At 69.0% G+C, this 25,165-nt stretch carries 19 protein-coding genes; 13 read left to right on the top strand and 6 right to left on the bottom strand.

Annotation, left to right across the window (positions count from 1 at the left end; genetic code table 11):
• Nucleotides 1-931: 931 nt before the first annotated feature.
• On the bottom strand, nt 932-3,574 hold the full coding sequence (locus tag OG293_RS37780; RefSeq protein WP_406003254.1) for a glycosyl hydrolase family 28-related protein: 2,643 nt from the start codon (nt 3,572-3,574) through the stop codon (nt 932-934).
• Nucleotides 3,575-4,335: 761 nt separating this feature from the next.
• Here OG293_RS37780 and OG293_RS37775 point away from each other — a divergent pair.
• Nucleotides 4,336-4,713: a hypothetical protein gene (locus OG293_RS37775; protein ID WP_406003253.1), complete on the top strand. Its 378-nt coding sequence runs from the start codon at nt 4,336-4,338 to the stop codon at nt 4,711-4,713.
• 394 nt (nt 4,714-5,107) lie between these two features.
• On the opposite strand, the gene OG293_RS37770 is transcribed toward OG293_RS37775, so the two are convergent.
• From OG293_RS37770 to OG293_RS37760, 3 genes are all read right to left on the bottom strand, one after another.
• Nucleotides 5,108-5,299, bottom strand: a complete 192-nt coding sequence (locus OG293_RS37770) for a hypothetical protein (protein ID WP_406003252.1) — start codon at nt 5,297-5,299, stop codon at nt 5,108-5,110.
• Between the two features lie 564 nt (nt 5,300-5,863).
• Nucleotides 5,864-6,241, bottom strand: coding sequence for a hypothetical protein (locus OG293_RS37765; RefSeq protein WP_406003251.1), 378 nt, complete (start codon nt 6,239-6,241; stop codon nt 5,864-5,866).
• A complete protein-coding gene (locus OG293_RS37760) occupies nt 6,238-6,495 on the bottom strand; it encodes a hypothetical protein (protein ID WP_406003250.1) in 258 nt (85 codons plus the stop codon). Before OG293_RS37760 ends, OG293_RS37765 begins: the two co-directional genes overlap by 4 nt.
• A 605-nt stretch (nt 6,496-7,100) precedes the next feature.
• Between OG293_RS37760 and OG293_RS37755 the strand changes: the two genes are divergently transcribed.
• The 6 genes from OG293_RS37755 (at nt 7,101) to OG293_RS37730 (ending at nt 13,962) form a co-directional block, all read left to right on the top strand.
• Nucleotides 7,101-8,123, top strand: a complete 1,023-nt coding sequence (locus tag OG293_RS37755) for a carbon-nitrogen hydrolase family protein (protein WP_406003249.1) — start codon at nt 7,101-7,103, stop codon at nt 8,121-8,123.
• A 54-nt stretch (nt 8,124-8,177) separates the two neighbouring features.
• On the top strand, nt 8,178-9,161 hold the full coding sequence (locus tag OG293_RS37750; RefSeq protein WP_406003248.1) for a phenylacetaldoxime dehydratase family protein: 984 nt from the start codon (nt 8,178-8,180) through the stop codon (nt 9,159-9,161).
• Between the two features lie 134 nt (nt 9,162-9,295).
• Nucleotides 9,296-10,597 carry an ABC transporter substrate-binding protein gene (locus OG293_RS37745; RefSeq protein ID WP_406003247.1) on the top strand — a complete coding sequence of 434 codons (1,302 nt, stop codon included), beginning with the start codon at nt 9,296-9,298 and terminating at the stop codon, nt 10,595-10,597.
• Nucleotides 10,598-10,635: 38 nt separating this feature from the next.
• Nucleotides 10,636-11,499, top strand: a complete 864-nt coding sequence (locus OG293_RS37740) for a branched-chain amino acid ABC transporter permease (RefSeq protein ID WP_406003246.1) — start codon at nt 10,636-10,638, stop codon at nt 11,497-11,499.
• Nucleotides 11,486-13,249 (top strand): ABC transporter permease subunit, encoded by a 1,764-nt coding sequence (locus tag OG293_RS37735; RefSeq protein WP_406003245.1) that lies wholly within the window; start codon nt 11,486-11,488, stop codon nt 13,247-13,249. The genes OG293_RS37740 and OG293_RS37735 overlap by 14 nt, the downstream gene beginning before the upstream one ends.
• Nucleotides 13,246-13,962, top strand: coding sequence for an ABC transporter ATP-binding protein (locus OG293_RS37730; protein ID WP_406003244.1), 717 nt, complete (start codon nt 13,246-13,248; stop codon nt 13,960-13,962). The genes OG293_RS37735 and OG293_RS37730 overlap by 4 nt, the downstream gene beginning before the upstream one ends.
• A 219-nt stretch (nt 13,963-14,181) precedes the next feature.
• Here OG293_RS37730 and OG293_RS37725 read toward each other — a convergent pair whose 3' ends face one another.
• Nucleotides 14,182-16,320: a SpoIIE family protein phosphatase gene (locus OG293_RS37725; protein WP_406003243.1), complete on the bottom strand. Its 2,139-nt coding sequence runs from the start codon at nt 16,318-16,320 to the stop codon at nt 14,182-14,184.
• 527 nt (nt 16,321-16,847) lie between these two features.
• On the bottom strand, nt 16,848-17,381 hold the full coding sequence (locus tag OG293_RS37720; RefSeq protein ID WP_406003242.1) for a MarR family winged helix-turn-helix transcriptional regulator: 534 nt from the start codon (nt 17,379-17,381) through the stop codon (nt 16,848-16,850).
• A 640-nt stretch (nt 17,382-18,021) separates the two neighbouring features.
• Here OG293_RS37720 and OG293_RS37715 point away from each other — a divergent pair.
• The 6 genes from OG293_RS37715 to hpaD all read left to right on the top strand — a co-directional run bounded on the left by OG293_RS37715 (nt 18,022) and on the right by hpaD (nt 24,980).
• Nucleotides 18,022-18,534: a flavin reductase family protein gene (locus OG293_RS37715; protein WP_406003241.1), complete on the top strand. Its 513-nt coding sequence runs from the start codon at nt 18,022-18,024 to the stop codon at nt 18,532-18,534.
• Nucleotides 18,535-18,543: 9 nt separating this feature from the next.
• Nucleotides 18,544-19,995, top strand: coding sequence for a 4-hydroxyphenylacetate 3-monooxygenase, oxygenase component (gene hpaB / locus OG293_RS37710; RefSeq protein WP_406003240.1), 1,452 nt, complete (start codon nt 18,544-18,546; stop codon nt 19,993-19,995).
• A complete protein-coding gene (locus OG293_RS37705) occupies nt 19,995-21,443 on the top strand; it encodes a fumarylacetoacetate hydrolase family protein (RefSeq protein WP_406003239.1) in 1,449 nt (482 codons plus the stop codon). Before hpaB ends, OG293_RS37705 begins: the two co-directional genes overlap by 1 nt.
• Nucleotides 21,440-22,360, top strand: coding sequence for a 4-hydroxy-tetrahydrodipicolinate synthase (dapA, locus tag OG293_RS37700; protein WP_406003238.1), 921 nt, complete (start codon nt 21,440-21,442; stop codon nt 22,358-22,360). The genes OG293_RS37705 and dapA overlap by 4 nt, the downstream gene beginning before the upstream one ends.
• A gap of 119 nt (nt 22,361-22,479) precedes the next feature.
• Nucleotides 22,480-23,979 carry a 5-carboxymethyl-2-hydroxymuconate semialdehyde dehydrogenase gene (hpaE, locus tag OG293_RS37695; protein ID WP_406003237.1) on the top strand — a complete coding sequence of 500 codons (1,500 nt, stop codon included), beginning with the start codon at nt 22,480-22,482 and terminating at the stop codon, nt 23,977-23,979.
• Nucleotides 23,976-24,980: a 3,4-dihydroxyphenylacetate 2,3-dioxygenase gene (gene hpaD / locus OG293_RS37690; protein WP_406003236.1), complete on the top strand. Its 1,005-nt coding sequence runs from the start codon at nt 23,976-23,978 to the stop codon at nt 24,978-24,980. The genes hpaE and hpaD overlap by 4 nt, the downstream gene beginning before the upstream one ends.
• The last annotated feature ends 185 nt before the right edge of the window (nt 24,981-25,165 follow it).

Here is a 25,165-nt window from a genome sequence, read left to right as displayed (position 1 = left end):
TCGCGACGGAGTGTGCCCGGTCGCGGCACCATCCTCGATGCCGAGTTCCTCGCTGCCACCGGCGGCGACATTGCCGCTTCGGCACCCCCGACGGACCAGAGCTTCGGCGTAGTCGCCGGGCATCCGATTCATGGCGGTCTGCCAGGTTGATCGGCCGGGGGATCGCTGATCCCGCCTGCCCTTGACCAACTCCGCGAGCATCCCGAGGCCGCGCCAGCTACCCGGCGATCGATGTATGCGATCACTTCATCCCCGAGCAGTCTCCGGCGCCCTGCCGCGTACATAGTCCCTCTCCTCGCTGCCACGTTGGATCAAGACATGTTCTGGCCCCGCTCTTACTGGCCGGAGTCGTCGGTGAAAATCACGGCAGCCCGGCCCTTCCGCCACCTGCTGCCGCGCCCCCGTTGAGGGCGTGGCCTTGCCCACATGGTCGGACTACGTGTTCTGGATCCACCAGAAGATGAGGCCGACGATGCGGAGCCATGCGGAGGCTCCCGGCGAATCGGCTGAACCTCGACCTCTGGTCGGCATTGCGGCGGCCTGTCTGCTTCATGGTGAAGCATTCTTTTCTTGGCTGAGGGGTGGCCAGCCGGACCCGGCAGGGCGGCAATCGCTCCACCAGGTGGCATGTGTCAGTGGTGGCCGGTGAGTTCCTGGATCCGGTCGGGAAGCTGGCTGTCGGGGCGGCAGACGAGTCCGCCGGCGTCGTGGCGGTCCGCGAGGCGTTTGAATCGCTTCTGCAGCCCGCGGGTGGGAACGGTCCGGGTGGTGCGGTTGCGGACGCTGTAGCCGGTGAAGGACTCCAGGCCGAAGGTCTCCCAGTCCCCTCCGCCAGCCTGGGCGCTTGAAGCGCTATGGTCAGTGCGAATGGCCTCGCCACTTGCGGGAACGGCTGACTGCCGGGGTGCCGCAGGCTGGTATCCGTGTGTGGCTACGGGGCGGTGGTCAGGGCGTCGAGTGCGCGCAGCCGTACCGTGAAGGTGAGGTTCTGGCCGTCCGGTGCCTTGGACCGGACGACTGCGTTTGTGGTGTCTTTCGGATTCTCGATCGTCGGGGCGCACCAGCCGGGTGGGGGTGCCCCGTCCGCGGAGCCGAAGGCTTCGAGGGGGCCGGCGGCAAGGGCCCACGGGGTGATAGTCGTCCCGCTCCTGGTGAAGCCCTGTTGGACGGTCCACCGGGCTGCCTGACCGGACGCGCTGGTGGCGACGGCCTCGGCACGGATGACCGTGGAACCCTCCGCGAGGGGGATCGCGCCGAGGTCGACCGTGCTGTCGGCCAGGACCTGGCCCGTTGTCCGGGACTCCCGCTCGCCGGCCTGGATCCGACCGGTTGCCCGGTCATAGGCGAAGACCCAGTCCCTGGTGCCCTGCCACTGTGTCAGCCCGGTGTCCGTCGTGGAGACGGCGCCGCCGATGAACGCTACGAAGGGGGCGTGCTGGGGCAGTGTCCAGGGAATCGGCCCCTGGGCGGTAGCCGGCCGGTTCTTCCTGCTGCCGATGATCCGCACCGGGTGCGGCAGGGTTTCGCCGGACAGCACGATCACCGATTTCGCGTTGGGGCTGAGCTGGAAGTCGCAGTTGACGAAGGTGTAGTTGCTCGCTGTCGGGCCGGAGCTGTCGATGATGACGCACGGACGCTCGGTGGGGTCCGGGTCGGGCGTCTGGAGCACCGAGCTCTCCAGTACCAGGCTGCTGAGGCTCGCGGTCATCACCGCCGCCTGCCACCGGTCCTTGGGGCCCACCTCCGGGTAGCCCTCCGAGCTGATCGCGATACCGACCCCGTGGAAGAAACCGAAGGCCCCCTGGGATGTCAGGAGAACGGGCACGAGCGACTCCACCGTGCCGATGTACCAGTCCCGTGCAAAGATCCCGACCGCGTCCGTGGCCACGAAGTCGTACTGAGCGCCATGGGTCTGGAACCTCTTGACGTTCACCAACCCGGTGTTGCCGCTCAGCTGCAGCCCGAGGCGGCGGGCCCCGATGTCGATGTGCTCGAACTCGGCGAGGTAGGAATTGTTGCGGAACCGGATCCCGTCCCGCGCGGCCGACACCTTCACCCGGTCGAGTACGGCGTTCAGCGCCAGCTGGCCGTGGATACCTGCGCCTCCCACGGACTGGAAGCCCAGCCGCCGCACGATCGGCGAGGAGTAGCCGGGGATCCGGTCGAAGTGGTGGAGCAGATAGACCAGCACCGGACCGGACCCCAGCGGCCGGTCCTTCCACGTATAGCCGACGGTGAAGACATCGACGTCACGGTCGAAGTTGATGAGCAGCAGGGTGCCCTGGTTGCTTGTGTCGTCGGTCGGGAACTTGGCCGTCGGCGCGGTGAACCGCGTGGTCCGGGTGGCCCGGCCGGAGATGCGGATCGAGTCGATCCTGCCGGGGAACGGCTGGGTTTCCGCGTGAAACTCGGGCCAGTTGTAGATGCTGTGGATACCGAGGTAAACGCCCTCCTCGATGGCCTGGTTCAGCGGCCCGCTCGCCGCCTTCTCGTCCATCCTCATCTGCTCCGCCGGTGCCCCCGGCACCCCGGTGAACAGCCTGAGCCTGGTGCCGTCGTAGGTCAGCGCGATGTGCGTGGTGACACCCACCGGCACCGCCTCGTCCAGACGGGCCGTCACGTCCTGGCCACCGATACGGCAGGTGGCTGAGACCGCGAGCTTCGCAGCCCCGGTGTCGACCAGATACACGCTGAACGCCGTGTTCACCCGGTCTCGCGCGGTGCGCCGTCCCGAACTGGTGATGACCGCTGAGATCACGTCCCGTGGCCCGTCGTCGACACGGACGGTGCACTCGACCGAGAACGCGGGCAGCCCGTCCATGGTGTCGAGCACGGGGCTGTCACGGAGGTCAAGCGTGTTGACGCGTCCCTTCTGGAGCACTCCGGCCTTGCCCGGGCCCGACAACAGGGCGTCACCGGTGGGGAAGTGCCCGACCTCGGCCGGGCAGATGCACAGCGCCGGACCGAAGGCGGCGTTGAAGCGGATGACACTGGTGTCCCGGTTCTCCCCGAGCAGTTCGATCCCGGGAAAGCCGCTGATGAACAGCGGACGGAAGACGGTGTATGTCCCCGGCGGAAAATACACGGTGCCGGTACCGCTGCCCGTACCGGAGGCGGGCTTCAGCGAATTCACCGCCGCCGTGATGGCGGCCCAGTCATCCGTCGCGCCGTCGCCCTTCGCCCCGAAGTCCAGCACATTGGCGAAACCGTGATGCGGCGCCAAGGTCAGGACTCCCTGTGCATCACAGTGCCCGACGACCCAGGCGTCGGCCGGTACGGGGGCCCGGCGTACCGCGCGCGCCAAGTCGTCGACCACGACGGCGGTCGCCGGCCCGGGCCCCAGACCCGTCGTCGCGGATGGCACCAGCCTGTCCTCGAAGAGCTCGGCGTCGGCCGCGAAGTAGCTGACTTGAGCACCTGCCTCGGCCGCCAGCGCGGCGACCCCCACCACGGCCGTACCGGCCGTGAGCGCGGCGCGGGTGGCCTTGGTCAACTTCGCCGGATCCGCGGGGTCCAAGGCCGGGCAGAGGACATCTCCCACAACTACGGCTACCGCAGCGATTGCAGTCTTCATCGACACTCCCGGTCTGACTGTAGTTGCCCGGTCGATCCCTTAACTCGCCCATGCCTTCACCCCGAAAACCCACCCACCTCCTTTGTTGTGTCGTGAGTCTTCGGATCGGGTTCGGACAGTTCCTGGGATTCCCGGGCACATCGCTCGTAGTCGCCGCGTCACTCCTTCGGCGCAAGCAGAAACGAATGCCCATGTGTCGAAAGGATGAGCACGGGGCCCTATCAAGCCGCCGGGATACGGAGAGGGCTCTCTCCGCATCGTCCCGGCTCACTCGACGCTCTGACTCGGTCCTGCCACCCGCACGCGCCGCATGGGCGAACACCCCCGGCGTACACCACCGTTCCAGGAACAGATCAGCACCCGGGTCAGGGAGCGCCCGAGATGAAAGCCGCCCTCGCGGCAGCCCAGGAGCCGCTCGCTGGGGGCGAAGGTCACGCTCGTGGTGCACGACATGAAGCGCCTGGGCCGCGGAGCCCTGGCACTACTGAAGGTCGCCGAGGAACTGCGGGACGAGCAAGGAACTGGCAGACCCGAGGGTCCACGGCTGCTGGCGTGTCCGGGCGGGGCTGGTGTGTCCGGGCAGGCAGAGCCGGGGCATCCGCCGGGCTCCTGCACGCTTTGCGTGAGCGCCCTCTATGCCCCGCGTTCGCCCTATCGAGTCGTTTACGTAGGTTCCTTGCTTGATCGCTGGTCAGTGTCGTGAGGATGGTCGCCGAGAGGGCTCCAATGCTTGGGGTCCTCCGGGATGGAAGGACATGTGTATGCGAGCCAATCAGGCGATCGGTGCGGGCGTTCTGGCCCTGGCCCTGGTGTCCGGGGCCGGCTGGGCAGCTCAGGCCGCCACCGGCGAGAGTGCCGCCGGCCAGGCTGCAGCGGCCAAGTCACCGGCGCGGGCCGCGGTGGACGGGTACCAGATCGTCAAGCTCCCCAACGCCAACGTGCCCAACTTCCAGCGCCGGACCGTCTACTGCCCGGCGGGCAAGAGGGTCATCGGCGGCGGCGGGGAAGCCCAGGGCAACGGCGCGGTGCTGGTCGGCAGCTTCCCCACCGACGACGGGACTGGCTGGATCGCACTCGGCCGACAGGACGGCTACTCCTCCGTCGGCATCAGCGTCTACGCGATCTGCGCCAACGCCTGACCGACCGGCCTTGACCGGCGGTGGCTGCTGCCAACCGGCAGCAGCCACCACACGCGTGACCGCCCGTATCGACCAAGACCTCACCCAGGAATGGACCCAGCGCCGCATCGGTGAATTCGCCGGACGCAGCGCGACGGTTGTTGATCGGCGGAGGAAGGAGCGGGAGCGGGTGGTGTAAATTCGGGCGTTTTGGAGCACCCTCGGGCGGTTTTCGTCCGGGGGTGTTGCTCTCCGCCGTTCCGGACTTCAATCCTATCGGGCCCCAAGTCCGTCCACCTGTACGGGCGCCTGCTCGAACCACTCCCCGCACGCGCGGGGATGGTCCACGAGAGGTCCCGTCTCCCTCGTGCCGGAGTCGGCGGTGCCGAAGTGCGACAGAGGGACGGCGGTCGAGTCAGCCGGGTATGCCGTCGTCCAGCCCAACCATTCGCGGGCCACGCTCGGCACCGTGCTCGGCGAGATTGGTAACCCACAGGGCAAGTTGACCGTCGCCATAGCGGATACGGACCGCGGCCCCGGAGACGAACCACTGCACGACGGTGGCGGCGAGGTGGACCCCTGCCCGCGCGGCTTCCAAGGCCGGCACGGTGGCGGTCTGTTTGCCGTGCCGGGAGGTCTGACCGTCCCACAGCTTGGGTTCTTGTTGTCCAGCTCGATCGCCTTGGCGGCGTTCCCGTCGCGGGCCGGGTTGAACTCGACGTTGAGCGGCCGGTCAGCGACCGGTACGAGTGCCGCTGAGGCTGTCGGCTCATCGACGTACCGATGATCTCTGTGACTTTCGGTACCTGGAGGATCGGCAACTCGATGTGAGCGAGGGCCGACGCCGCCCCGAAGCCGGCCAGATCGGACACCTCAGAGATCCCGCTCAGAGGGTGGCAGGGGGGCGGTGAATCCCGCCAGCCCGATCACGTCCTCCAAGCCCCCGACCAGCTGAGCAGAGTCGTCGAGCAGCGGGAAGACAGCACGCCGGAACCCTGGGCCGTCGGCCGCAAGAACGGTGCCGCTGCCGTCCTGCTCATCAGCGGAGCCGACCGTCTGACCTCACCCTTCCCGGCGTGATTCAGGTCACACCGCAAGGTCGTTGGTCGTGCGTCATATCCCGAACGTGGACGGCCCTATGGGGTGGCTGCAGGCCGGGCTGCGTTGCCGTTCAGGTGAGGTCCAGGACGCGGACCGCTTCGCCGCTCCATCTGTCCGGGTTCGTGGTGGCGATGATCGCCCCGTCGGGTCGGTCCGGGGTGGGCTGTGCGGCGTGCTGGCTGTGTGCCGCGGCCCAGGTGTCCTGGCGCGCCACGGCCAGGACTGCGGCCAAGTCCAGATCGAGGACGGTGACGCCCGGCAGGGAGGCCAGATGCTCCGCCGTGCCGGGCCGGGCCCGGTCGGCCTCCACCAGCGCGCAAGCCGGGGCGTACAGGAACCAGCCGGCTTCGGCGTGGGCGCGATGGATGAGGCGGGAGGCGAGGATGTTGCCCTGCCCGGCCGCGGCCATCGCGGTGTCGTCCAGGACGATGTGCACGGCGTCGCTCACCGGCCGGCCACCCGGGCCAGGCGCCGGTCCAGCTCACTGTCGAGGTCCTGCTCCTCGGCCGGAGTCGGCGCGTAGCCGTTCCACTCCTTCAGCGCGGACCGGGCCTTCTCTGCCTGCGCGGCTCGCTCAGCCGGTGTCAGCAGGGTCTCCGCCAGGCGGGCCAGATAGGCGCGCAGCGACAGCCCCTCAGCGGCGGCTATGGCGGCAAGCCGGTCTTTCGCTTCCTCGGGGATACGGACGTTGGCATCGGGCATCGTCGTACTCCTTCCCATCCCACCCAGGATACGGGTACGTACCCGTACCCGTCCTTCACTTGATGTGTTCCAGCCGGGACCCTGTCGCATGGCCGAATCCAGTGCAACTGCTGTGCAGGCGCTCGCCCCTTCCCCATCAGGTGAACCCGGGGGCCGCCCGCGTGCTGTCACGCAGACGACGGCGGGACCCGCCCTCCTTCCCGGCCTTCCGGAGAGCCGACGCCCGCGGGAACCGGACCCGGTCGGCGCCGACGGTCGTCCGTCCCGCCCCGTGTCTGTAGACGACGGATCACCCTGGCCCCTGGCGGCCTCTTCTCGCTGGCTGCGGCCTGTGCATCAGCCACTTCCGTCTTTCGTCTGAATCCTGCCGGGGCTCAAGTTGCCCTGGCACGCGCCCCGCCGCGGTGACGTACTGCTGCGGAGGAGGCGTGGCTCTGCCATGCCTCCTCCGCAGCAGTACGTCACCGCGAAACCAAGATCCTTCTCGTCGCCGCCACACCGCAGTTCCCAAAACGCCGCACGTCTGTGCGCGCAGTGCCGCAGCGGCAGCCCCGCAGCCTCCTAACTTTGGCGCACTTCGATCCCCCTCACGAGGAGCGACCGACATGCCCACCACTTTCCGCGTCGCCGCTGTCCAGGCCGAGCCGGTCTGGCTCGACATCGACGCCACCGTTGACAAGACCATCGCACTCATCGACGAGGCCGCCAGCCAGGACGTGGATCTGGTGTCTTTCCCTGAGACCTGGATCCCGGGGTACCCGCTGTTTCTGTGGCTCGGCCCCGTCGCCGGGCAGATGCCCTTCGTCGGCCGCTACCACGCGAACTCCATGACCGTGGGCGGCAAACACCTCACCGCGATCCGGCAGGCCGCCCGCCGCAACGGCATCAGTGTGGCGCTGGGCTACAGCGAGAAGGACCACGGCAGCCTCTACATGTCCCAGAGCGTCATCGGCCCCGAGGGCGACGTTCTGCTGCACCGGCGCAAGCTCAAGCCCACCCACGTCGAACGCACCCTCTTCGGCGAGAGCGACGGCAGCCACCTCAAGGTGGTCGACACCCACCTCGGCCGGGTCGGCGCGCTCAACTGCTGGGAACACCTCCAGCCGCTCAGCAAGTACGCCATGTACGCCCAGCACGAACAGGTCCACGTCGCCTGCTGGCCGGCATTCGGCCTCTACAAAGGCATCGCCTACTCGCTCGGCGCCGAGGCCAACATGGCCGCCACCCAGACGTACGCGCTGGAGGGCAGCTGCTTCGTGCTGGCCTCGACCCAGGTCCTGAGCGCCGAAGCCGTGGAGATCTTCGCGAGCACCGACGAGCAGCGTGCCCTGCTGACCCCCGGCAGCGGCTGCTCCCGCGTCTACGGTCCTGACGGCTCAGTGATCAGCAAGCCGCTCGACGAGCACGCCGAGGGCCTGGCCGTCGCCGACATCGACCTAGCCCACATCGACCTGGCCAAGATGGCCGCCGATCCGGCCGGCCACTACGCAAAGCCGGACGCCACCCGGCTGGTCCTCGACAACCGGCCCAAGAGCCCGGTGATCACCCCGGGCGGGGCAGTCGGACCGCTGTTCCCGGACCTGGACGACTCGATCGACGAACCCGGCAACACCAACACCGCCGCCTGAACGACGACGGCAACCAAACGCACCGCTCCGACCGAGACAGCGAATGGAGACAGCATGCGAAAGCCGGAAGGCCACCAACCCAGCTATCCCGCGTTCACCTCCCGGTTCCCCGACGCCACGGACGCCATCGTCTTCGCCCAGCTGGCGGTCGAGGGAACGGACCTCGCAGAGGTGACGGCCGCCGTCAGGGAGCTGGACGCCCTGCTGGCCGGCACGGCGGGCCCCCGGCACCTCGACAGGGTCCGCCCGGTCCAGGAAGCCGGGGAGCACACCAGGATCGCGCTGGCCTACTGGGACAGCGTCGAGAGCTATCGCGTGTGGTGGTCCTCATCGTCCGTCCGCAGCTGGTGGGAATCACTCCCAGACGACGGGCCACTGGGCTACTGGCGGGAAGTCGCCACCATCCCGGTGACCCGGTTCGAGTCACTGCACTCCGGTGAATGGCACGACAACGGCGTCTCGCACTTCACGCCCATCGAGGTCACGGAGCACCACGACTACTGGGGCGGCATGCGTGACCGGATCCGGGACTCGCACCACGACGAGCTCGCGCCGGGAGAGGCCGGCGACCTGACCGCCGCCGGCAATCGCCGGATCATTTTCACCAACCCGGACAATCTGTGCTTCATCCGTACGGCGCAGGACTGGTCGCACTGTCAGGACGCCGAGCGGACCACCTACAGCGAGACCGTCGCACCGACGCTGCGGGCCGGCGCCGACTACATAGGCAGTCACCCCGACACCGGCTGCACCTCCGCCCGCTACGTCCAGGAACTGGACGAGACCTGGTCGCAGGTCCAGGACCGGACCTGTGTGCTCGCCTGGTGGCTGTCACTCGCCCACCTGGAGGAGTGGACCGTCAACCACCCCACCCACCAGGTGATCTTCGGCGCCTTCCACCAGCTGCTGCAGCGCTATGAGTTCACGATCGACCTGCGCCTGTGGCACGAGGTCTGTGTGCTGCCCGCCGGCGCCGCGGAGTTCGAATACGTCAACTGCCTTCCCGTTACGGGCATTTCGGCGCCGCTGGGCACGTAGCCCGGAGACGGCCGGTTCCCTGCCGGGGGCCGGTTGCAGGCTACGGCTGGCCCCGCCGCCCGAGGGGGACATCTCGTCCACTTCGGTCACCCACGCCCCTTCCCCACCTGGCACGCGCCCTGGAGTCAAACGTCATGAGATCCCCTCTGCCCCACAGATCCACGCCCGCGGTCGGCCGCTTCCGCCGGACCGTCGTCGCCACAGCCACGGCCGCACTGCTGCTCGGTTCGGCCGCCTGTGCCCGGGACACAACCTCCTCCACCACCACTGGCGCCGGCGCACAGCCCAAAGCCGAGGCAGCGGACTGTCCCATGAACCTGTCGCGCAAGAAGGCGACCGGTACTCCGATCGACATCGGCAACATCGGCTCGCTCACCGGCCCCGGCACATTCCCGGAGACGTCCAAGGCCGTCAAGGCTGTCTTCGACCGCCTGAACGCCTGCGGTGGCGTCGGGGGACGCCCCGTACGCCTGCACATCGAGGACGACCAGGGCGACCCGACGGTCTCGGCCCAGGTCGCCCGGCGGCTGGCGGAGCAGGACAAGGTCGTACTGAACGTGGGCAGCGCCAGCCTGCTCGACTGCGCGGTCAACTCCGCTTACTACGGAAAGCAGAAACTCCTGTCGATCCAGGGAACCGGCGTCGACCCTGTCTGTTTCAACTCCCCCAGCATCTCCCCCGTCAACACCGGCCCCTTCACGGGTGTGACCGTGTCGTTGTACTACGCCAGCGAGATCCTCAAAAAGGAGAAGGTCTGCCGCATCAGGCTCTTCGACGTCCCCGGTTTCGTCTCCGCCTTCGACGCCGCCGGGACGCGCTGGGAGAAGATCACCGGCAAGAAGCTCACCTACCGGGGAGCGATCGGCAAGACAACCGATGACGTGACTCCCCTTCTGCTGCAGGCAAGGAAGGCCGGGTGTCAGGCAGTGGTCATAGACGGTCTCGAGGCCCAGGGCGCCGCGGTCGGCAAGGCCGTGAAGGCCAACGGACTGAACGACATCACCTGGATCGGCCTGACCTCTTATTACACCGACGGCGTGGCAAAGCAGCTCAGCTCCGCCGGAGACGGTCTGTACGCCAACGCGGAGTTCGAACCCTACAGCGACGCCAACGCCGACTCCGCCGCCATGCGCGACATGCGGGGCCTGCTCAAGAAGAACGACATCCCCCTGACCTCGTTCGCCGAGGGCGGCTATCTCGCCGCGACCATCGCCGAGACCGTCCTGCTGAACATCAAGGGCGAGGTGACCCGCGAGTCGGTCGACGCGGCGCTGGCCAAGCTCAAGACCTTCAACACCCCGCTCATCGGCTCCCCCTACTCCTTTGGCCCCGGCAACACCCACGCACCTAACCAGTCCAGCAAGTTCGTGGTGCTCAGCGGCGGCAAGTGGACGGTGGCAACGAAGGACTGGATCACGCTGCCCGACGGCCGCTGACAACCGTTCCACAGACGTGAAAAGGAGGTGGAATCCAGATGGTGCAGATGACCGTCGCCGGGCTGGCCCCCGGCGCCGCCTACGCGATCATCGGCTGCTGCGTGATCCTTCTCTTTAGGACCACCGGCGTGCTCAACTTCGCCCAGGCCGTGCTGGGCGCCTTCGGTGCCTGCATCGCGGCCGAGACCTATGACTCGCTGGGCCTGACCGCCGCGTCGGCCGCGGCTGTCGGAGTGCTGAGCGGGACGCTGCTCGCCATCGCCGTGGGCGCCCTGACGACCTGGCTGTTCAAGGACAGCCAGGTCGCCGTCCGGGCGACAGCGATGATCGCCGTGACGGTGGGCCTGCTCACCCTGGGCCTCAGGCTCTTCGGCGATGTGCCGCTCCCGGTGGCCCCGGTGGTCCCGGTGACGGTAATCGATCTCGGCGCCCAGGCCACGGTCGGGCTGGACACGGTGGTGCTGCTCGCCCTCGGGCTGCTGCTCGCCGCGGGATCGGCGTTCGTGCTGGGCCGTACCCGGCTGGGCGCGGTGCTGCGCGCGGTGTCGGCCCGGCCTGCGACCGCCGAACTGCTCGGCGTACGGGTGCGACTGCTGTCGATCGGCATGTGGGCGTTCACCGGCGCCGTGTCCTCCGTGGCGATGCTGCTGATCGCCCCCGCCCGCTCCGACGACTTCCGCACCATGGGGATGCTCGTCCTGCCCGCGCTGGCGGCGGTGCTGGTCGGAGCCTTCCGCAGCGTCCCCGCCACGCTGGCCGGAGGGCTGGCGCTCGGTGTGATCGAGTCGGTCTCGGTCACCTGGCCGGCCATCTCCTCGTACAAGGCAGTACTGCCGTTTCTCTTCGTGATCGTCGCCTTGCTGTGGTCGCAGCGGAAGCAGGTGTGGGATGAAGCGCGCTGAACTCACCACCGTGCTCGGCGGTACCGCGCTGGTGCTCGCCGTCGCCGGGGTCGCCTTCGGGTTCTCCTCGTACTGGTTGTTCCTGGCCACCAGCGCGGTGCTCAGCGCACTGATCGCGTTGAGTGTGGGCGTCGTGCACGGTCGTGCCGGCATGGTCACCCTGTGTCCCATGGCCTTCGCCGGAGTGGGGGCCTGGACGACTGGCTGGCTGGGGGTGCGCACGGGGCTGCCCTTTCTGGTCCTGGTCGTGGTCGGGGGCCTGGCCGCCGTACCCGTGGGTGTGCTGATAGGTCTCCCCGCGCTTCGGCTGCGCGGGGTGAATCTAGCGGTGGCGACCTTGGCGTTCGGCGGGGCGGTGGCCGTTGTGGTGTTCGACAAAGGGTTTCCTGGAGCCGCGGAGCGCATTCCTGTGGAACGGCCGTCCTTCGCGTCGTCCGAATCCGCTTTCTTCCTGCTCTCCGTCCTTGTTCTGGCACTGGTGGCTGCGGCCTTGTCCGCCGCCTCCCGCCGCAGCACCGGCGCACGTTGGACAGCCGTGCGCGACAGCGAGCGGGCCACTGCGGCGCTGGGCTACAGCGTCACCACCACCAAGCTGCTCGCTTTCGCCACCAGCGCATTCATCGCCGGTCTGGGCGGCGCTCTGATGGCCGGGCAACTGGGCATCCTCAGTGGGGTCGGGTTCCAGCCGATGGCGTCCATCGTCGTGTTCACCGCCGCTGTGGCATTCGGTTCGTCGTATGTGGAGGGAGCCCTGCTGGCCGGTGTGGCGGCGACCGTCGTCCCCGAAGTGCTGCGCCAGCTGGGCCTGCCGCAGGACATCGCCCCCGGGCTGTTCGCACTGGCCGCACTGCAGGCGCTGGCGGCGGGCTCGGAGGGTATCGCCGGGCAGTTGAGAGCGGCCCTCCGGGCCCGGTTCGGCAAGCGGCGCACGGAGTACCCTGCCGCACCGGCCGCAGAGGCGGTCGCCGGTCCGCCGCCGCTTCCAAGGCCCCCGGCACAGGGGGAACCGGTCTTGGGGGTCTCAGACCTCGGCGTCGTCTACGGTGCCGTCACTGCGCTGGACGCGGTGAAACTGACGATCCGGCAGGGCAGTGTGCACGGACTGATCGGTCCCAACGGGGCTGGTAAGTCCACCCTGATCGATGTGCTCTCAGGTTTCGTCGCGCCCACCGCCGGACGGGTGCTGCTCAGCAACGTCCCGCTGGACGGTATGCCTCCCCATCTGCGTGCCCGCGGGGGCATCCGGCGCTCCTTCCAGCAGGGCAGGGTCAACCCCCAGCTGACCATCGGCCAGTACCTGACTCTCTCCGGGCGCGGCCGGGCCGACCAGGACCTGATCGAACGGCTGATCCGGGCCTTCGGCTGCCCGCCCGCCGGTACGAGGGTCGCCGATATCGACGTCGGCACCCGAAGGGTGGTCGAGGTGGCCGCGACCCTGGCCGCGAGGCCCTCCGTGGTGCTGCTCGACGAACCCGCCGCCGGGCTGTCCGCCGAGGAGTCCGCTCGGCTCGGCCGGGGAATCGCCGGGATACCCCAACAATTCGGCTGCTCAGTTCTCCTGGTCGAGCACGACATCGAACTCGTTGCGACCTGCTGCGACGAGGCCACGGCACTCGACTTCGGCCGGGTGATCGCGAACGGAACTCCGGCGGACGTGCTGCGCGACCCCGCGGTCGTCCGTGCATATCTCGGATCCGGCGATAGCACCACACACAGCAACGACGGCGCCACCTTGGAGGTGGGCTCATGACGGACCATCTGCTCGACATCAGCGGCCTCAGCGTCGACCGGGGCTCGGGGGACGTCCTGCGCGACGCCCGGCTCGGTGTCGGCCCGGGCGAACTCGCCGTGCTGCTGGGGCCCAACGGAGCGGGCAAGACCTCGCTGCTCGACGCTGTGTCGGGACTCGTCCAGCCCAGAACCGGCGTTATCCGACTCGATGGCAGGAACCTGGCCGGGTTGTCCCGGACCAGGCGGGCCCGGCTCGGCATCCGCCATGTGGAACAGGGTCGTACGGTCTTCGCCGACCTCACCGTCGCCGAGAACCTCGCTGTCGTCGCTCCTGCCCGGCGGCACAACGAGGCCCTGGGCCTCTTCCCCGAGCTGGAGAAACGCCTGCACACCCGGGCCGGGCTGCTGTCGGGAGGCGAGCAGCAGATGCTGGTCCTGGCCAGGGCGCTGATCAGCAGCGACTCGCCGCGCGTCGCGCCCCCCAGGCTGTTGCTGCTCGACGAGCTGAGCCTCGGACTCGCTCCGGTGGTCGTATCCCGCCTGCTGCCGGTGGTCCGATCCCTCACCGACCGTGGGATGACAGTGCTGCTGGTCGAGCAGTTTGCCACCCTGGTCGTACCACTGGCCGACACCGTGCATGTGCTCGACCGCGGGCGCGTCGTCTTCTCCGGTACTCCCTCGGAACTCGACGAGAACCCCGGTGTACTGCACGAGGCCTACCTGGCTACATGACCGCTCACTGTGGCACCCCGGCACGAAATATTCCGGCCGAAGGCGCACCAGCGGCTGTCCGCCGGAGCCGAGTACGAATCGGACAGCGGCCTGCGCCCGCTCGGCCTCCTCCCCCAGCCGCATCGCTTCCTCCTGGACCCTCTTCTCCCGGGCCACCAGCAGACCGAACACCGACGGCACCAGCCCGCTCCATGAGCGACGCGAGCAACGCCCCACGCCTCATGGGGGGAGGTCCTGCTCCGTCCAAATGCATTTGCCATCGCGGAGGTAGCGCGCGCCCCAGCGCTGGCACATGGAGGCGACGAGTTGCAGGCCACGGCCGCCCTCGTCAGTGTAGGCGGCGCGGCGGATGCGCGGGGTGGTGAGGCTGCAGTCGTAGACCTCGCAGATCAGACAACTGCTGCGCAGCAGGCGCAGGCGGATGGGGCCCTTGGCGTGCCGGACCACGTTGCCTACCAGCTCGCTGACCAGCAGTTCGGTGGTGAACGCCAGGTCGTCCAGTCCCCAGGTGGCCAGCTGTCTGCGGACGTAGTGGCGGGCCTGTCCAGCGGCCTGGGGATCGTCGGGGAGGCTGCAGGTGGCAATGTCGGCGGCAGCGGTGCACCGGGTGTGGGCGATGAGCAGGGCCGCGTCGTCGTTGGTCTGGTCACGGTCGGGGAGCAGCGCGGAGACGACCGTGTCGCACAGGTCTTCCAGGTATCCGGCGTCGGCGGCCTCGCGGGGGAAGTACGAGGTCCGGGCGGCGGCCTGGGCCAGGGTCCGCCTGAGCTGGGCCAGCCCCTGGTTGGTGTCGCGGGTGGCGGACTCGACCAGGCCATCGGTGCACAGCACCAGCAGGCTCTCTTCTGGCAGGTGCAGCTCGTGCAGTTCGAAAGGTGGGGTGGCGGCGCCCAGCGGTGGGTCGGGGCTCGGGGCGGGGCTGTAGACCGTGCCGTCGGGGTGGACGACGACCGGCGGGGGGTGGCCGGCCAGGGAGAAGGTGCAGGTGCTGTTGGTGGGGTCGTAGACGGCGTACAGGCAGGTGGCGTAGAAGTCCTCACCGAGGTCGCTGACCAGGACGTTGAGGTGGCCGAGCAGCTCGTCGGGGGTGAATTCCAGGTCGGCAAGGGTGCGTACGGCGGTGCGAAGGCGGCCCATGGTGGCCGCTTCGGAGATGCCGTGCCCCATGACGTCGCCGATCACCATGGCGACCCGGTCGGCGGAGAGAGGGATCAGGTCGTACCAGTCGCCGCCGACCTCCGCGCCCCGGCCGGCGGGCAAGTAGCGGGCGGCGGCGTGGGCGGCCGGCAGGCGGGGCAGCTCCCGGGGGAGCAGGCCGCGCTGGAGTTCCTGAGCGCGGGCGTGCTCCGCGTCGTACAGCCGGGCACGCTCCAGCGCCTGGCCGACCATCCCGCTCAGCGCTGTCAGCAGGATGCGTTCCTCATCGCTGAAAGAACGTGGCCGGCTGAAGGACACCACGCAGCAGCCGATGGAACGCCCGGACGCGATCAGGGGCAGGAACGCCCACGAGTTCTTCGGCGTCGTGGCCCACAGGCCCTTCAGTGAGGGATAGCGTCGGAGGGCGTCGGCCTTCGATTCGACGAACCGGGGGATACCAGCCGTCAGCACGTCGCTGAGCACGGGATGTTCGGGAAGCGTGACCCGTTCGGTCAGAGTGATGAATTCCTGCGGGTAGCCCGCGGAGCCCACCACACCTACTCGGTTTCCTTCGATCACCTGGACCAGCAGTCCGTCGGCACCGACCGGAGGCAGGACATGATCCGCGACGGTCCGCACGACCTCCTGGGAGGTGATGGCCTTGGCGAGCGCCGCGGTCAGTTCGCCCATCCGGACCGTCCGCTCGCCCCCGGCCGCTGCACCAAAGGCCGGCGGTGCGCCAGGCGAGTCCTTCAGTCGCGCCGCAGCCCAAGCTGCCACCTCGCGCAGATAGGACCGCTGCTCGTCATCCGGCTCGCCGACCCCTGCCGTGAGCACGGACAGCACCCCGACCGGTCCATCAGCACCGAGCAGGGGAACCGCCGCCATGCCAGCCGCCCCGATTCCGAAGCTGTCCCCGCCCACCCAGACAAAGGCCCCGCTGCGCACGGCGCGTACGGGCGCCTCCTCCTCGCGCAGAACCGCCCGCTCCTCGGCACCCTCCGGGGCAAGTCCGCTGGCCGCTACCAGCCGCAGCCGACCAGCAGCGGGATCGTACCTGTGCACCATCGCGGCCAGGCCGCCCAGGCGTACCGTGGCATGCTGGAGACCCAGCGTGAGCGTCTCCGCTCGCCATAGCCCTTCGTCCGAGGCCGCTGCGGAACTGAGCCGCGCCGACTTCGACTGCTCAGCATGACACGCGGGCCGGGCCTTGCCTTCCACAGCCTCAGCTCCTGCTCACTCAGAGGTTGGTTCTGATGACGCGGCGGCGGGTGGATGGCCCTCGCCGCCGCACAAATCAAGCAAAAGAGCCCCTATCAGGAGCAACGGTAATCCTCGATCTCCGTCTGCGGCGATCCCTCGCCGTCCTCGCCGGTGTAGCGCGGGTCAAACCGGCCCGGCGGGGCCCCGTCCAGTACTCGTGCGAGAGGCCCCTGCCCGGGCGCTCGGCGTCGACCCGAACCGTCACGCAACCCGGCAGCGGCTGCGCACCAACGCTCGCAACACCGGGAATTTACCTCCGCACCCGCCTGTCGGCTTCGCACACATTGGTGAACTTCCAAGGGAACGGCTGCGCTGCGGCGTTGCAGCGGCCTTCGAAGCTCCGATCCATCCTGACCTGGGCCAGGCCGGTGAAGTCGTCGGGTGACACGATCTTGCGTTGTACGACGGCGAAGCACGACGGCAGCCACCTCAAGGGGGTCGACGCCCGACCGGAAAAGGGTGGAGCAACGACCCTCCCCACCGGCTCAGGAGCGCTGCCGCGCCCCAATGTCGGCCGCGTGGGCGCTGATCTTCTCGAGCAGACCGATCAGAAGTTGCTGCTCGTCCGGACTGAGAGCCCCCGCCCATGACCGCTCCCGAGCGTTGTGCACGCGGAAGGCCTCGGCAATGGCCTCGCGCCCCTGGGGCGTGAGGCCGAGGAGGATCGCCCGGCCGTCGTACGGGGCCCGCTCCTTGGTCACCAGGCCGTCGCGTTCGAGGGTGCCGACGAGCGCGGAGACGGCGGCTCGGCTCATGCCGGACAGCTCGGCGACCTTCCTGGCCTCCACCGGTTCGGCGAGCCAGATCACGAAGAGCACCCGGAAACCGGGCCACGACCACCCCCGCGGCCGGTGCACGGTGGATTCGAGGTCGTATACCAGCATGTTCGCGGCGCGGTGCAGGGTGAGCACCAGCCGCATCGCGAGGGGGTCGATGCCGGGAAGCTCCTGGTGCGCACGCGCGATCGCGTGATCGATGAAGGACCAGAAGTGGAGCTCGTCGTCGCCGTGCGCAGTCACAGAAGGATTCTATGTGCGGCATCAGGCGACGTTCGTCCTGTCCACCACCTTGCGCAGGCGTTCGCCGGCGGCCCGCTTGTCGCGCCAGATGATGCAGGGGCGGTGCCTGACCCCGTGCGGGCGGGTGCAGGTCGCCCTCCGGCGGGCTCGTGGCTCCCGAGTCGGGGACCTTGTGCTTCGCGGCGCGCTCGGCCCACCGCCGCCCAGGGTGGGGCTGGAGTTTGAGCTGCCGGGGCCGCCGCGGATGACTGACGGCCTCCGAGAGCACCCCGGGCGTGCGAGGCCCATGCCGCCGTGTGGACATGCGCATGAAGGGAACTGGCCCGTCTGGCCACCATCCGGGAGATCCGCCCGCCCCCTCCCCCGCCGACGGCGCATGCACGGCATGGAGGAGCCGGACAAAGGCGGCGTCGAATCCGTGCGGGGGACTTCACAAGGGCCGCCGCCGAAGGTATCTTCCAGTTAATCAAAGCTTTGATTAGTTGCCTCGGGTCGCACTGTTCCACCACGCATCCATCCCACGGCCCGGGAGACGGCGTCCCCTCGGACATCCCGTCCGATGCCCCTAAGGCCCCGGCCGCACCTTTCCCAGGGCCCGCCACCGTGGCCCCGCAGGAACCCCGACTGCAAGGGAACCCCCATGCCTGTGACACCCGAATCCATCGCCCCGCCCGACTCCGCTGCTCTGCGGGCCTGTATGTCCCGGTTCGCCACCGGCGTCACCGTGGTCACTTTCGCCGGTGACGACGGGCCCCGTGGCGCGACCATGAACTCCTTCACCTCCGTCTCGACCGACCCCCCGCTGGTCCTGATCAGCCTCGCCCGCCGTGCCCGCTCCCACGACCAGCTGATCGACCGTCCGTTCTGTGTCAACGTCCTCGGCGCCGAACAGGAACCGCTGGCCATGCAGTTCGCCGGCCGGCCGGGCAGCGCCGAGCCTCGCTGGACGCCCGGCGCACGCGTGCCCCGCCTCGCCAACCCCCTGGCCTGGGTGGAGTGCGACCCCTGGCGCTCGTACGACGGTGGCGACCACACCCTCCTCCTCGGCCTGGTCACCGGCCTCGGCCACCGCGACGGAGATGCCCTCACCTACGCCTGGAGCCGCTTCGGCACAGCAGCCGAAGCCGCCGACGGCATCGAACACCTCATCTAGGAGACCCCCATGGCAGCACGCACCGGCAAGGAATTCATCGAGCGCCTCGCCGCCTCCCGCCCCACCGTCCACATCCAGGGCGAGACCGTCACAGGAAACATCCAGGACCACCCGGCATTCCGCAACGTGGTCCGCACCTACGCCGAGCTGTACGACCTCCAGCACGACCCCGCGCTCAAGGACACTCTGACCTACACCTCTCCGACCTCGGGCGAGCCCGTCGGCACCTCCTTCCTCACCCCGAAGACCCCCGAGGACCTGGTCAGGCGGCGTGGCGCCTTCAAGGCGTGGGCGGACCACAGTCTCGGCATGCTCGGCCGCACCGGCGACTACATGAACAGCTCACTGATGTCGCTCGCTTCGGCCGCCGACTGGTTCGCCCAGGCCGATCCCGCCTTCGGTGAGAACATCCGCCGCTACTACGAGAAGGTCCGCGAAGAAGACCTTCTCTGCACCCACACCCTGATCCCTCCGCAGGTCAACCGCGCCGTCGCCGGCACCGCCCAAGCCGGCGGCAAGCTCGCGGCCCGCATCGTCAAGGAAGACGACAACGGCGTGGTCATCCGAGGCGCCCGGATGCTCGCCACCATCGCCCCGTTCGCCGACGAGATGCTGGTCTTCCCCTCGACCGTGCTGCGCGGCACACCGGAGGACAAGCCGTACTCCTACGCCTTCGCCATCCCCAACGACGCCAAGGGCCTGCGCTACATCGCCCGCGAACCCCTGGACTACGACCGCCCGCGCCACGACCACCCACTCGGCTCACGCTTCGAGGAATCGGACGCCGTGGTCGTCTTCGACGACGTGCACGTGCCCTTCGAGCGGTGTTTTGCCCTCGGCAACGCCGAGCTGTGCAACGGCTTCTACTCACAGACCGGGGCGGTGGTGCACATGACCCACCAGGTCGTCACCCGCACCTCCGCCAAGACCGAGTACATCCTCGGCCTGGTCTCGCTGCTCACCGAGGCGATCGGTGTCGAACAGTTCCAGCACGTCCAGGAGGACATCGCCGAAATCATCGCCACGCTGGAGACGCTCCGCGCGTTCCTGCGCGCCGCCGAGGCCGATGCCGAGGTCAACGAATACGGGGTGCTCACACCGGCGTTCGCCCCGCTGAACGCCGCCCGCAACCTCTATCCCAAGCTCTACCAACGCTTCCCCCAGATACTGCGCAAGCTCGGCGCCTCCGGTCTCATGGCCACCCCGACCGAACTCGACGTCACCGGCCCTGCCGCCGCAGACATCGAGGCCTACCTGCAGTCCGCGACCCTCAGCGGTGCGGAGCGCGTCAAGCTCTTCCGGTTGGTCTGGGACACCTGCATCTCCGCTTTCTCCAGCCGGCAGGCGCTGTATGAGTACTACTTCTTCGGCGATCCGGTGCGGATGGCCGGCGCATACGTCAAGTCCTACGACCGCGAGCCCTACAAGGCCAAGGTCCAAGCCTTCCTGGAGCGTGCCTGATGCCGCACCCCCTGGGCCGGCCGCCTTCGAAGATCATCGCTGTCCATGTCAACTACCGCAGCAGGGCGGCGGAGCGCGGCCGCATTCCAGCCGAGCCGTCGTACTTCCTCAAGCCCCCGTCTTCGCTCGCGGGCAGCGGGGAGGCCATCGACCGGCCGCGTGGCTGTGAACTGATGGGATTCGAGGGCGAGATCGCACTGGTCATCGACCGCCGCGCCCACCGGGTCTCCCCAGAGGAGGGCTGGAGCCACGTCGCCTGGGTCACGGCCGCGAACGACGCGGGGGTGTACGACCTGCGGTACGCCGACCGCGGCTCCAACCTCCGTGCCAAGGGCGCGGACGGCTTCACCCCGCTCGGCCCCCGGCTGCTGGACGCCCGCACACTGGACCCGGCCGCGCTACGGCTGCGGACCTGGGTCAACGGGCAGCTGGCGCAGGACGACACCACCGACACCCTACTCTTCCCCTTCGGGCAACTGGTCGCGGACCTGTCCCGGCTGGTCACCCTGGAGCCGGGAGACGTGATCCTCACCGGCACCCCGGCCGGGGCGTCGGTGGTCATGCCCGGTGACGTCGTCGAAGTCGAGGTCACCGGAGGTGAACTGAGCACCGGCCGACTGCGCAACCATATAGCCGTCGCCGGACACGAGCTGGAGAAGTGGGGCGCCCTGCCCAAGGCCGACCCGGCGGAGCGCGCCGCCGCCTGGGGCGCCGCGTACGAGCCGGAACCCCAGCTCGACAGGCAGATCGCGGAAGGGCTGCGCGGTGTCGCCGTCGCGACCCTGAGCGCCCAGCTGCGCAAGCGCGGTCTGCCCCACATGAGCATCGACGGTGTACGGCCCACCAGGCCCGGCGACAAGATGGTCGGCGTCGCCCACACGCTGCGCTATCTGCCGCTGCGTGAGGACCTGTTCACGGCGTATGGCAACGGCATGAACGCCCAGAAGCGGGCGATCGAGGAGTTGCGGCCCGGCAACGTGCTGGTCATGGACGCCCGGCGGGACACCAGCGCGGGGACGATCGGCGACATCCTGGCCCTGCGCGCCCAGCAGCGCGGCGCCGCCGGTGTCGTCACCGACGGCGCGGTACGGGACTCCGCTGCCATCGCCGCGCTCGACCTCCCGGTCTACGCCGCCGCCGAGCACCCCTCCGTACTCGGCCGCCGCCACGTCCCCTGGGACACCGGGGTCCCCATCGCCTGCGGCGGTGCGCTGGTCCAGCCCGGCGACCTGCTCGTCGGCGACGCGGACGGCGTCGTCGTCGTACCCCCCGGGTTGGCCCAGGAGCTCATCGCCGACAGCGTCGAACAGGAACTGCAGGAGCGCTACATCACCGAGCAGGTTCTGGCAGGGCGCGGCATCGACGGGCTCTACCCGATCGGTCCGCAGTGGCGTGAGCCGTACGAGCAGTGGCTCAAGCAGTTGCCCCAGCAAGGAGATACCACATGAAGTTCCGCAGTGACCCGTCTACCATCCGCGGGTCCATCGCCCCCGTCGTCACCCCCTTCACAGCCGAGGGCGAGGTCGACCACGACAGCCTGCGCGCTCTCATCCGCTGGCAGTTGGAATCCGGTTCCCACGGCATTTCGCTGGGCGGCTCGACCGGTGAGCCCAGCGCCCAGAGCGTCGCCGAGCGCATCGCCACGATGCGCACCACGGCCGAGGAGGTCGCCGACCAGGTGCCCTTCCTGCCCGGCACCGGCTCCCACAAGCTCGACGAAACCCTACAACTCACCGCAGCTGCACGGGAGTTGGGCGCAGACGCGGCGCTCGTCATCACCCCGTACTACGCCCGGCCGACCCAGGAGGCGCTTTACCAGTGGTACGCCACCGTGGCCCGGGAGTTTCCCGACATGCCGATCGTCGCCTACAACGTGCCCTCGCGCACGGCCGTCGACATCGCCCCCTGGACGGTCAAGCGGCTGTTCACCGACTTCGACAACTTCGTCGGAGTGAAGGAGACCACGAAGGACTTCGAGCACTTCTCTCGTGTGCTGCACGCCTGCGGGCGCTCGCTGATGGTGTGGTCGGGCATCGAGCTTCTGTGCCTGCCGCTGCTCGCGCTGGGCGGGGCGGGATTCGTCAGCGCCGTTGCCAACCTCGCCCCGGCGGCCGTGGCCCGGATGTACGAACTGTGGGAGGCCGGCGACTTCGACGGCGCGCGGGACCTGCACTACCGGCTGCATCCGCTGGTCGACCTGCTGTTCGTCGAAACGAACCCGGCTCCCGCGAAGTGGGTGCTGGAGCGCCAGGGGCGCATCGCGTCGGGGCATGTGCGGCCTCCGCTCGTGCAGCCCACGGACACGGGTCTGGCGCGCATCCAGGCACTGCTGGTGGACGGCGGGGATCTGACCGCGCAGATCTGACGGCCCCGAACCACCCTGGGCCCGCAACGGCTTGCTGACCCCCACCTGGTGGGGGTCAGGGACCTTCGGTCACCACCGACCACGACCCAGACATCAGACACAGACGGAAACGAGGAGCCATGCCACCCACCCCCATCATCCGCCCCGACGGGCTGCCGCAGGCAATCCGTCACTGGATCGGCGGCGAGGCAGTCGACAGCGCCGACGGACTCACCTTCGACGTAGAAGACCCGGTCGCCAACTCCCCTTACTCCAAGGCCGCCGCCGGCGGACATCGGGACATCGACCGGGCTGTGGCCGCCGCCAAGGCAGCTTTCCCTGCCTGGTCGCGGCTGTCCAACCGTGAACGTGCCAACACCCTGAACCGGATCGCAGATGCCGTGGAGGCACGCCACGACCAGCTGGCGCAATTCGAGTCGTACGATTCCGGGCTGCCCATCACCCAGACGCGCGGCCAAGCCCGCCGGGCCGCCGAGAACTTCCGGTACTTCGCGGACGTCCTCGTCTCCCTCGGTGAGGAGGCCTTCCGTCAGGGCACCGACCAGTTCAGCTACGTCGTCCGTACACCGGTGGGCGTGGCGGGGCTGATCACCCCGTGGAACACCCCCTTCATGCTGGAGAGCTGGAAGCTCGCACCCGCGCTGGCCTCCGGCTGCACACTGGTCCTCAAGCCCGCCGAATGGACCCCGCTGTCCGCGAGCCTGTGGCCGGAGATCCTCACCGAGGCGAACGTGCCCGCCGGTGTCGTCAACATCGTGCACGGCATCGGCGAGGAAGCCGGGCAGGCCCTGGTGGACCACCCCGACGTGCCGCTGATCTCCTTCACCGGATCCACCGACACCGGGCGACACATCATCCGCAGCTCGGCACAGCACCTCAAGACCACCTCCATGGAACTGGGCGGCAAGTCCCCGGTCGTCCTCTTCGCCGACGCGGACCTCGAAGCAGCCCTGGATTCCATCGTGTTCGGGGTCTTCTCCCTGAACGGCGAGCGCTGCACCGCCGGTTCGCGGGTCCTGGTCGAGCGACCGGTGTACGAGGAGTTCATCCGGCGCTTCGCCGAGCGAGCCGCCCAGGTCCGCGTCGGCCACCCCGCCGACCCCGACACCGAGGTCGGCGCCCTCGTCCACCAGGAGCACTACGCCCGCGTGCTGGACTATGTCGAGATCGGCACCAAGGAAGCCCGCCTCGTCGCGGGCGGCACCCGGCCCGCTCATCTGCCGGAGGGCAACTACCTTCAGCCGACGGTCTTCGCAGACGTACCGCGCGATGCCCGGATCTTCCAGGAGGAGATCTTCGGCCCGGTCGTCGCCGTCGCGCCCTTCGAAGACGAGACCGAGGCGATCGAGCTGGCCAATGCCACACAGTTCGGCCTGGCCGCGTACATCTGGACCTCGGACCTCAAGCGGGGGCACCGCATCGCGCACGCCGTCGAGTCGGGCATGGTCTGGATCAACTCCCACAACGTGCGCGACCTGCGCACGCCCTTCGGCGGTGTCAAGGCCAGCGGGGTCGGTCGCGAGGGCGGCGCCCACAGCATCGACTTCTACACCGAGTCCAAGATCGTGCACGTAGCACTCGGCGATGTGCACACTCCACGCTTCGGAGCCACCACATGAGCACCAGCGCAGCACCTGACGTTGTCCGGTCCGCCTACGCCCAGATCGTCGTCACGGACCTCGTCAAGGCCCGCTGGTTCTGGGTCGACATGCTCGGCTTCCACGTCCAGTACGAGGACGAGCAGTCGCTCTACCTGCGCGGCACCGACGAGCTGACCCACCACTCGCTGGTCCTTCGTCTCGGCGGGACCGCGGCCCTGGACCACATCGCGTACCGTGTGCGCACCCCCGAGGACGTCGACAGGGCGGAGAAGTTCTTCGCCGGCCTCGGCCGCCCGGTGCGCCGTGTTCCGGCGGGCGAGGGTACCCGGGGCGTCGGCGACGCCGTCCGCGTCATCGATCCCCTCGGCTTCCCGGTGGAGTTCTTTCACGAGATCGAGCGGGCCGAACGCCTCATCCAGCGTTACGACCTCCGGCACGGCGCCGAGGTCGCCCGCATGGACCACTTCAACCTCTGCACTCCCGACATCCCTGCCGCCTACGCGCACTACAAGTCCCTCGGCTTCGGCTGTTCGGAGACCATCGAGGGCGACGAGCACGAACTGTACGCGGCCTGGATGTACCGCAAGCAGACCGTCCACGACGTCGCCTTCACCGGCGGCGCCGGCCCCCGCCTGCACCACCTCGGGGTCGCCACCCACGAATCCCACCAGGTACTGCGCTGCGCCGACATCTTCGGATCCCTGCGCAAGGAGCACCACATCGAGCGGGGCCCCGGCAGGCACGGCGTCTCCAACGCCTTCTACCTCTACCTCCGTGACCCCGACGGACACCGGGTGGAGATCTACACCTCCGACTACTACACCGGCGACCCGGACCACGAGACCTACCGGTGGAGCGTGCACGACGACCGGCGCCGCGACTTCTGGGGCAACGCCGTCATCGAGTCCTGGTACAAGGAGGCCACCCCGGTCCTCGGCCTCGACGGCGGACCGCAGCCCGTCTCCAACGCCCTGCTCGACGAGTCGGCCATACAGGTCGGCGCCGACGGTCTCGGGTGAGGCCAGCGGTGGGCACCGACTCCGGTGGTCGGTGCCCGCTGGGAAGGGCTGGAACCGCAGGAGTCCAGCCTGCTTCACCCACGTTGCCGATCATCGGCTCTGCAGACTGCGGCAACCGGCCGAGACGCGGTCGACGCCGGCCACACCGGCGGGCCGCGGTGGGCTCTGTCGTATCCCTGCTGCCC

Source organism: Streptomyces sp. NBC_00829, assembly GCF_045161795.1.
GTDB lineage: Bacteria > Actinomycetota > Actinomycetes > Streptomycetales > Streptomycetaceae > Streptomyces.
This window is presented reverse-complemented; position numbering and strand designations above follow the sequence as displayed.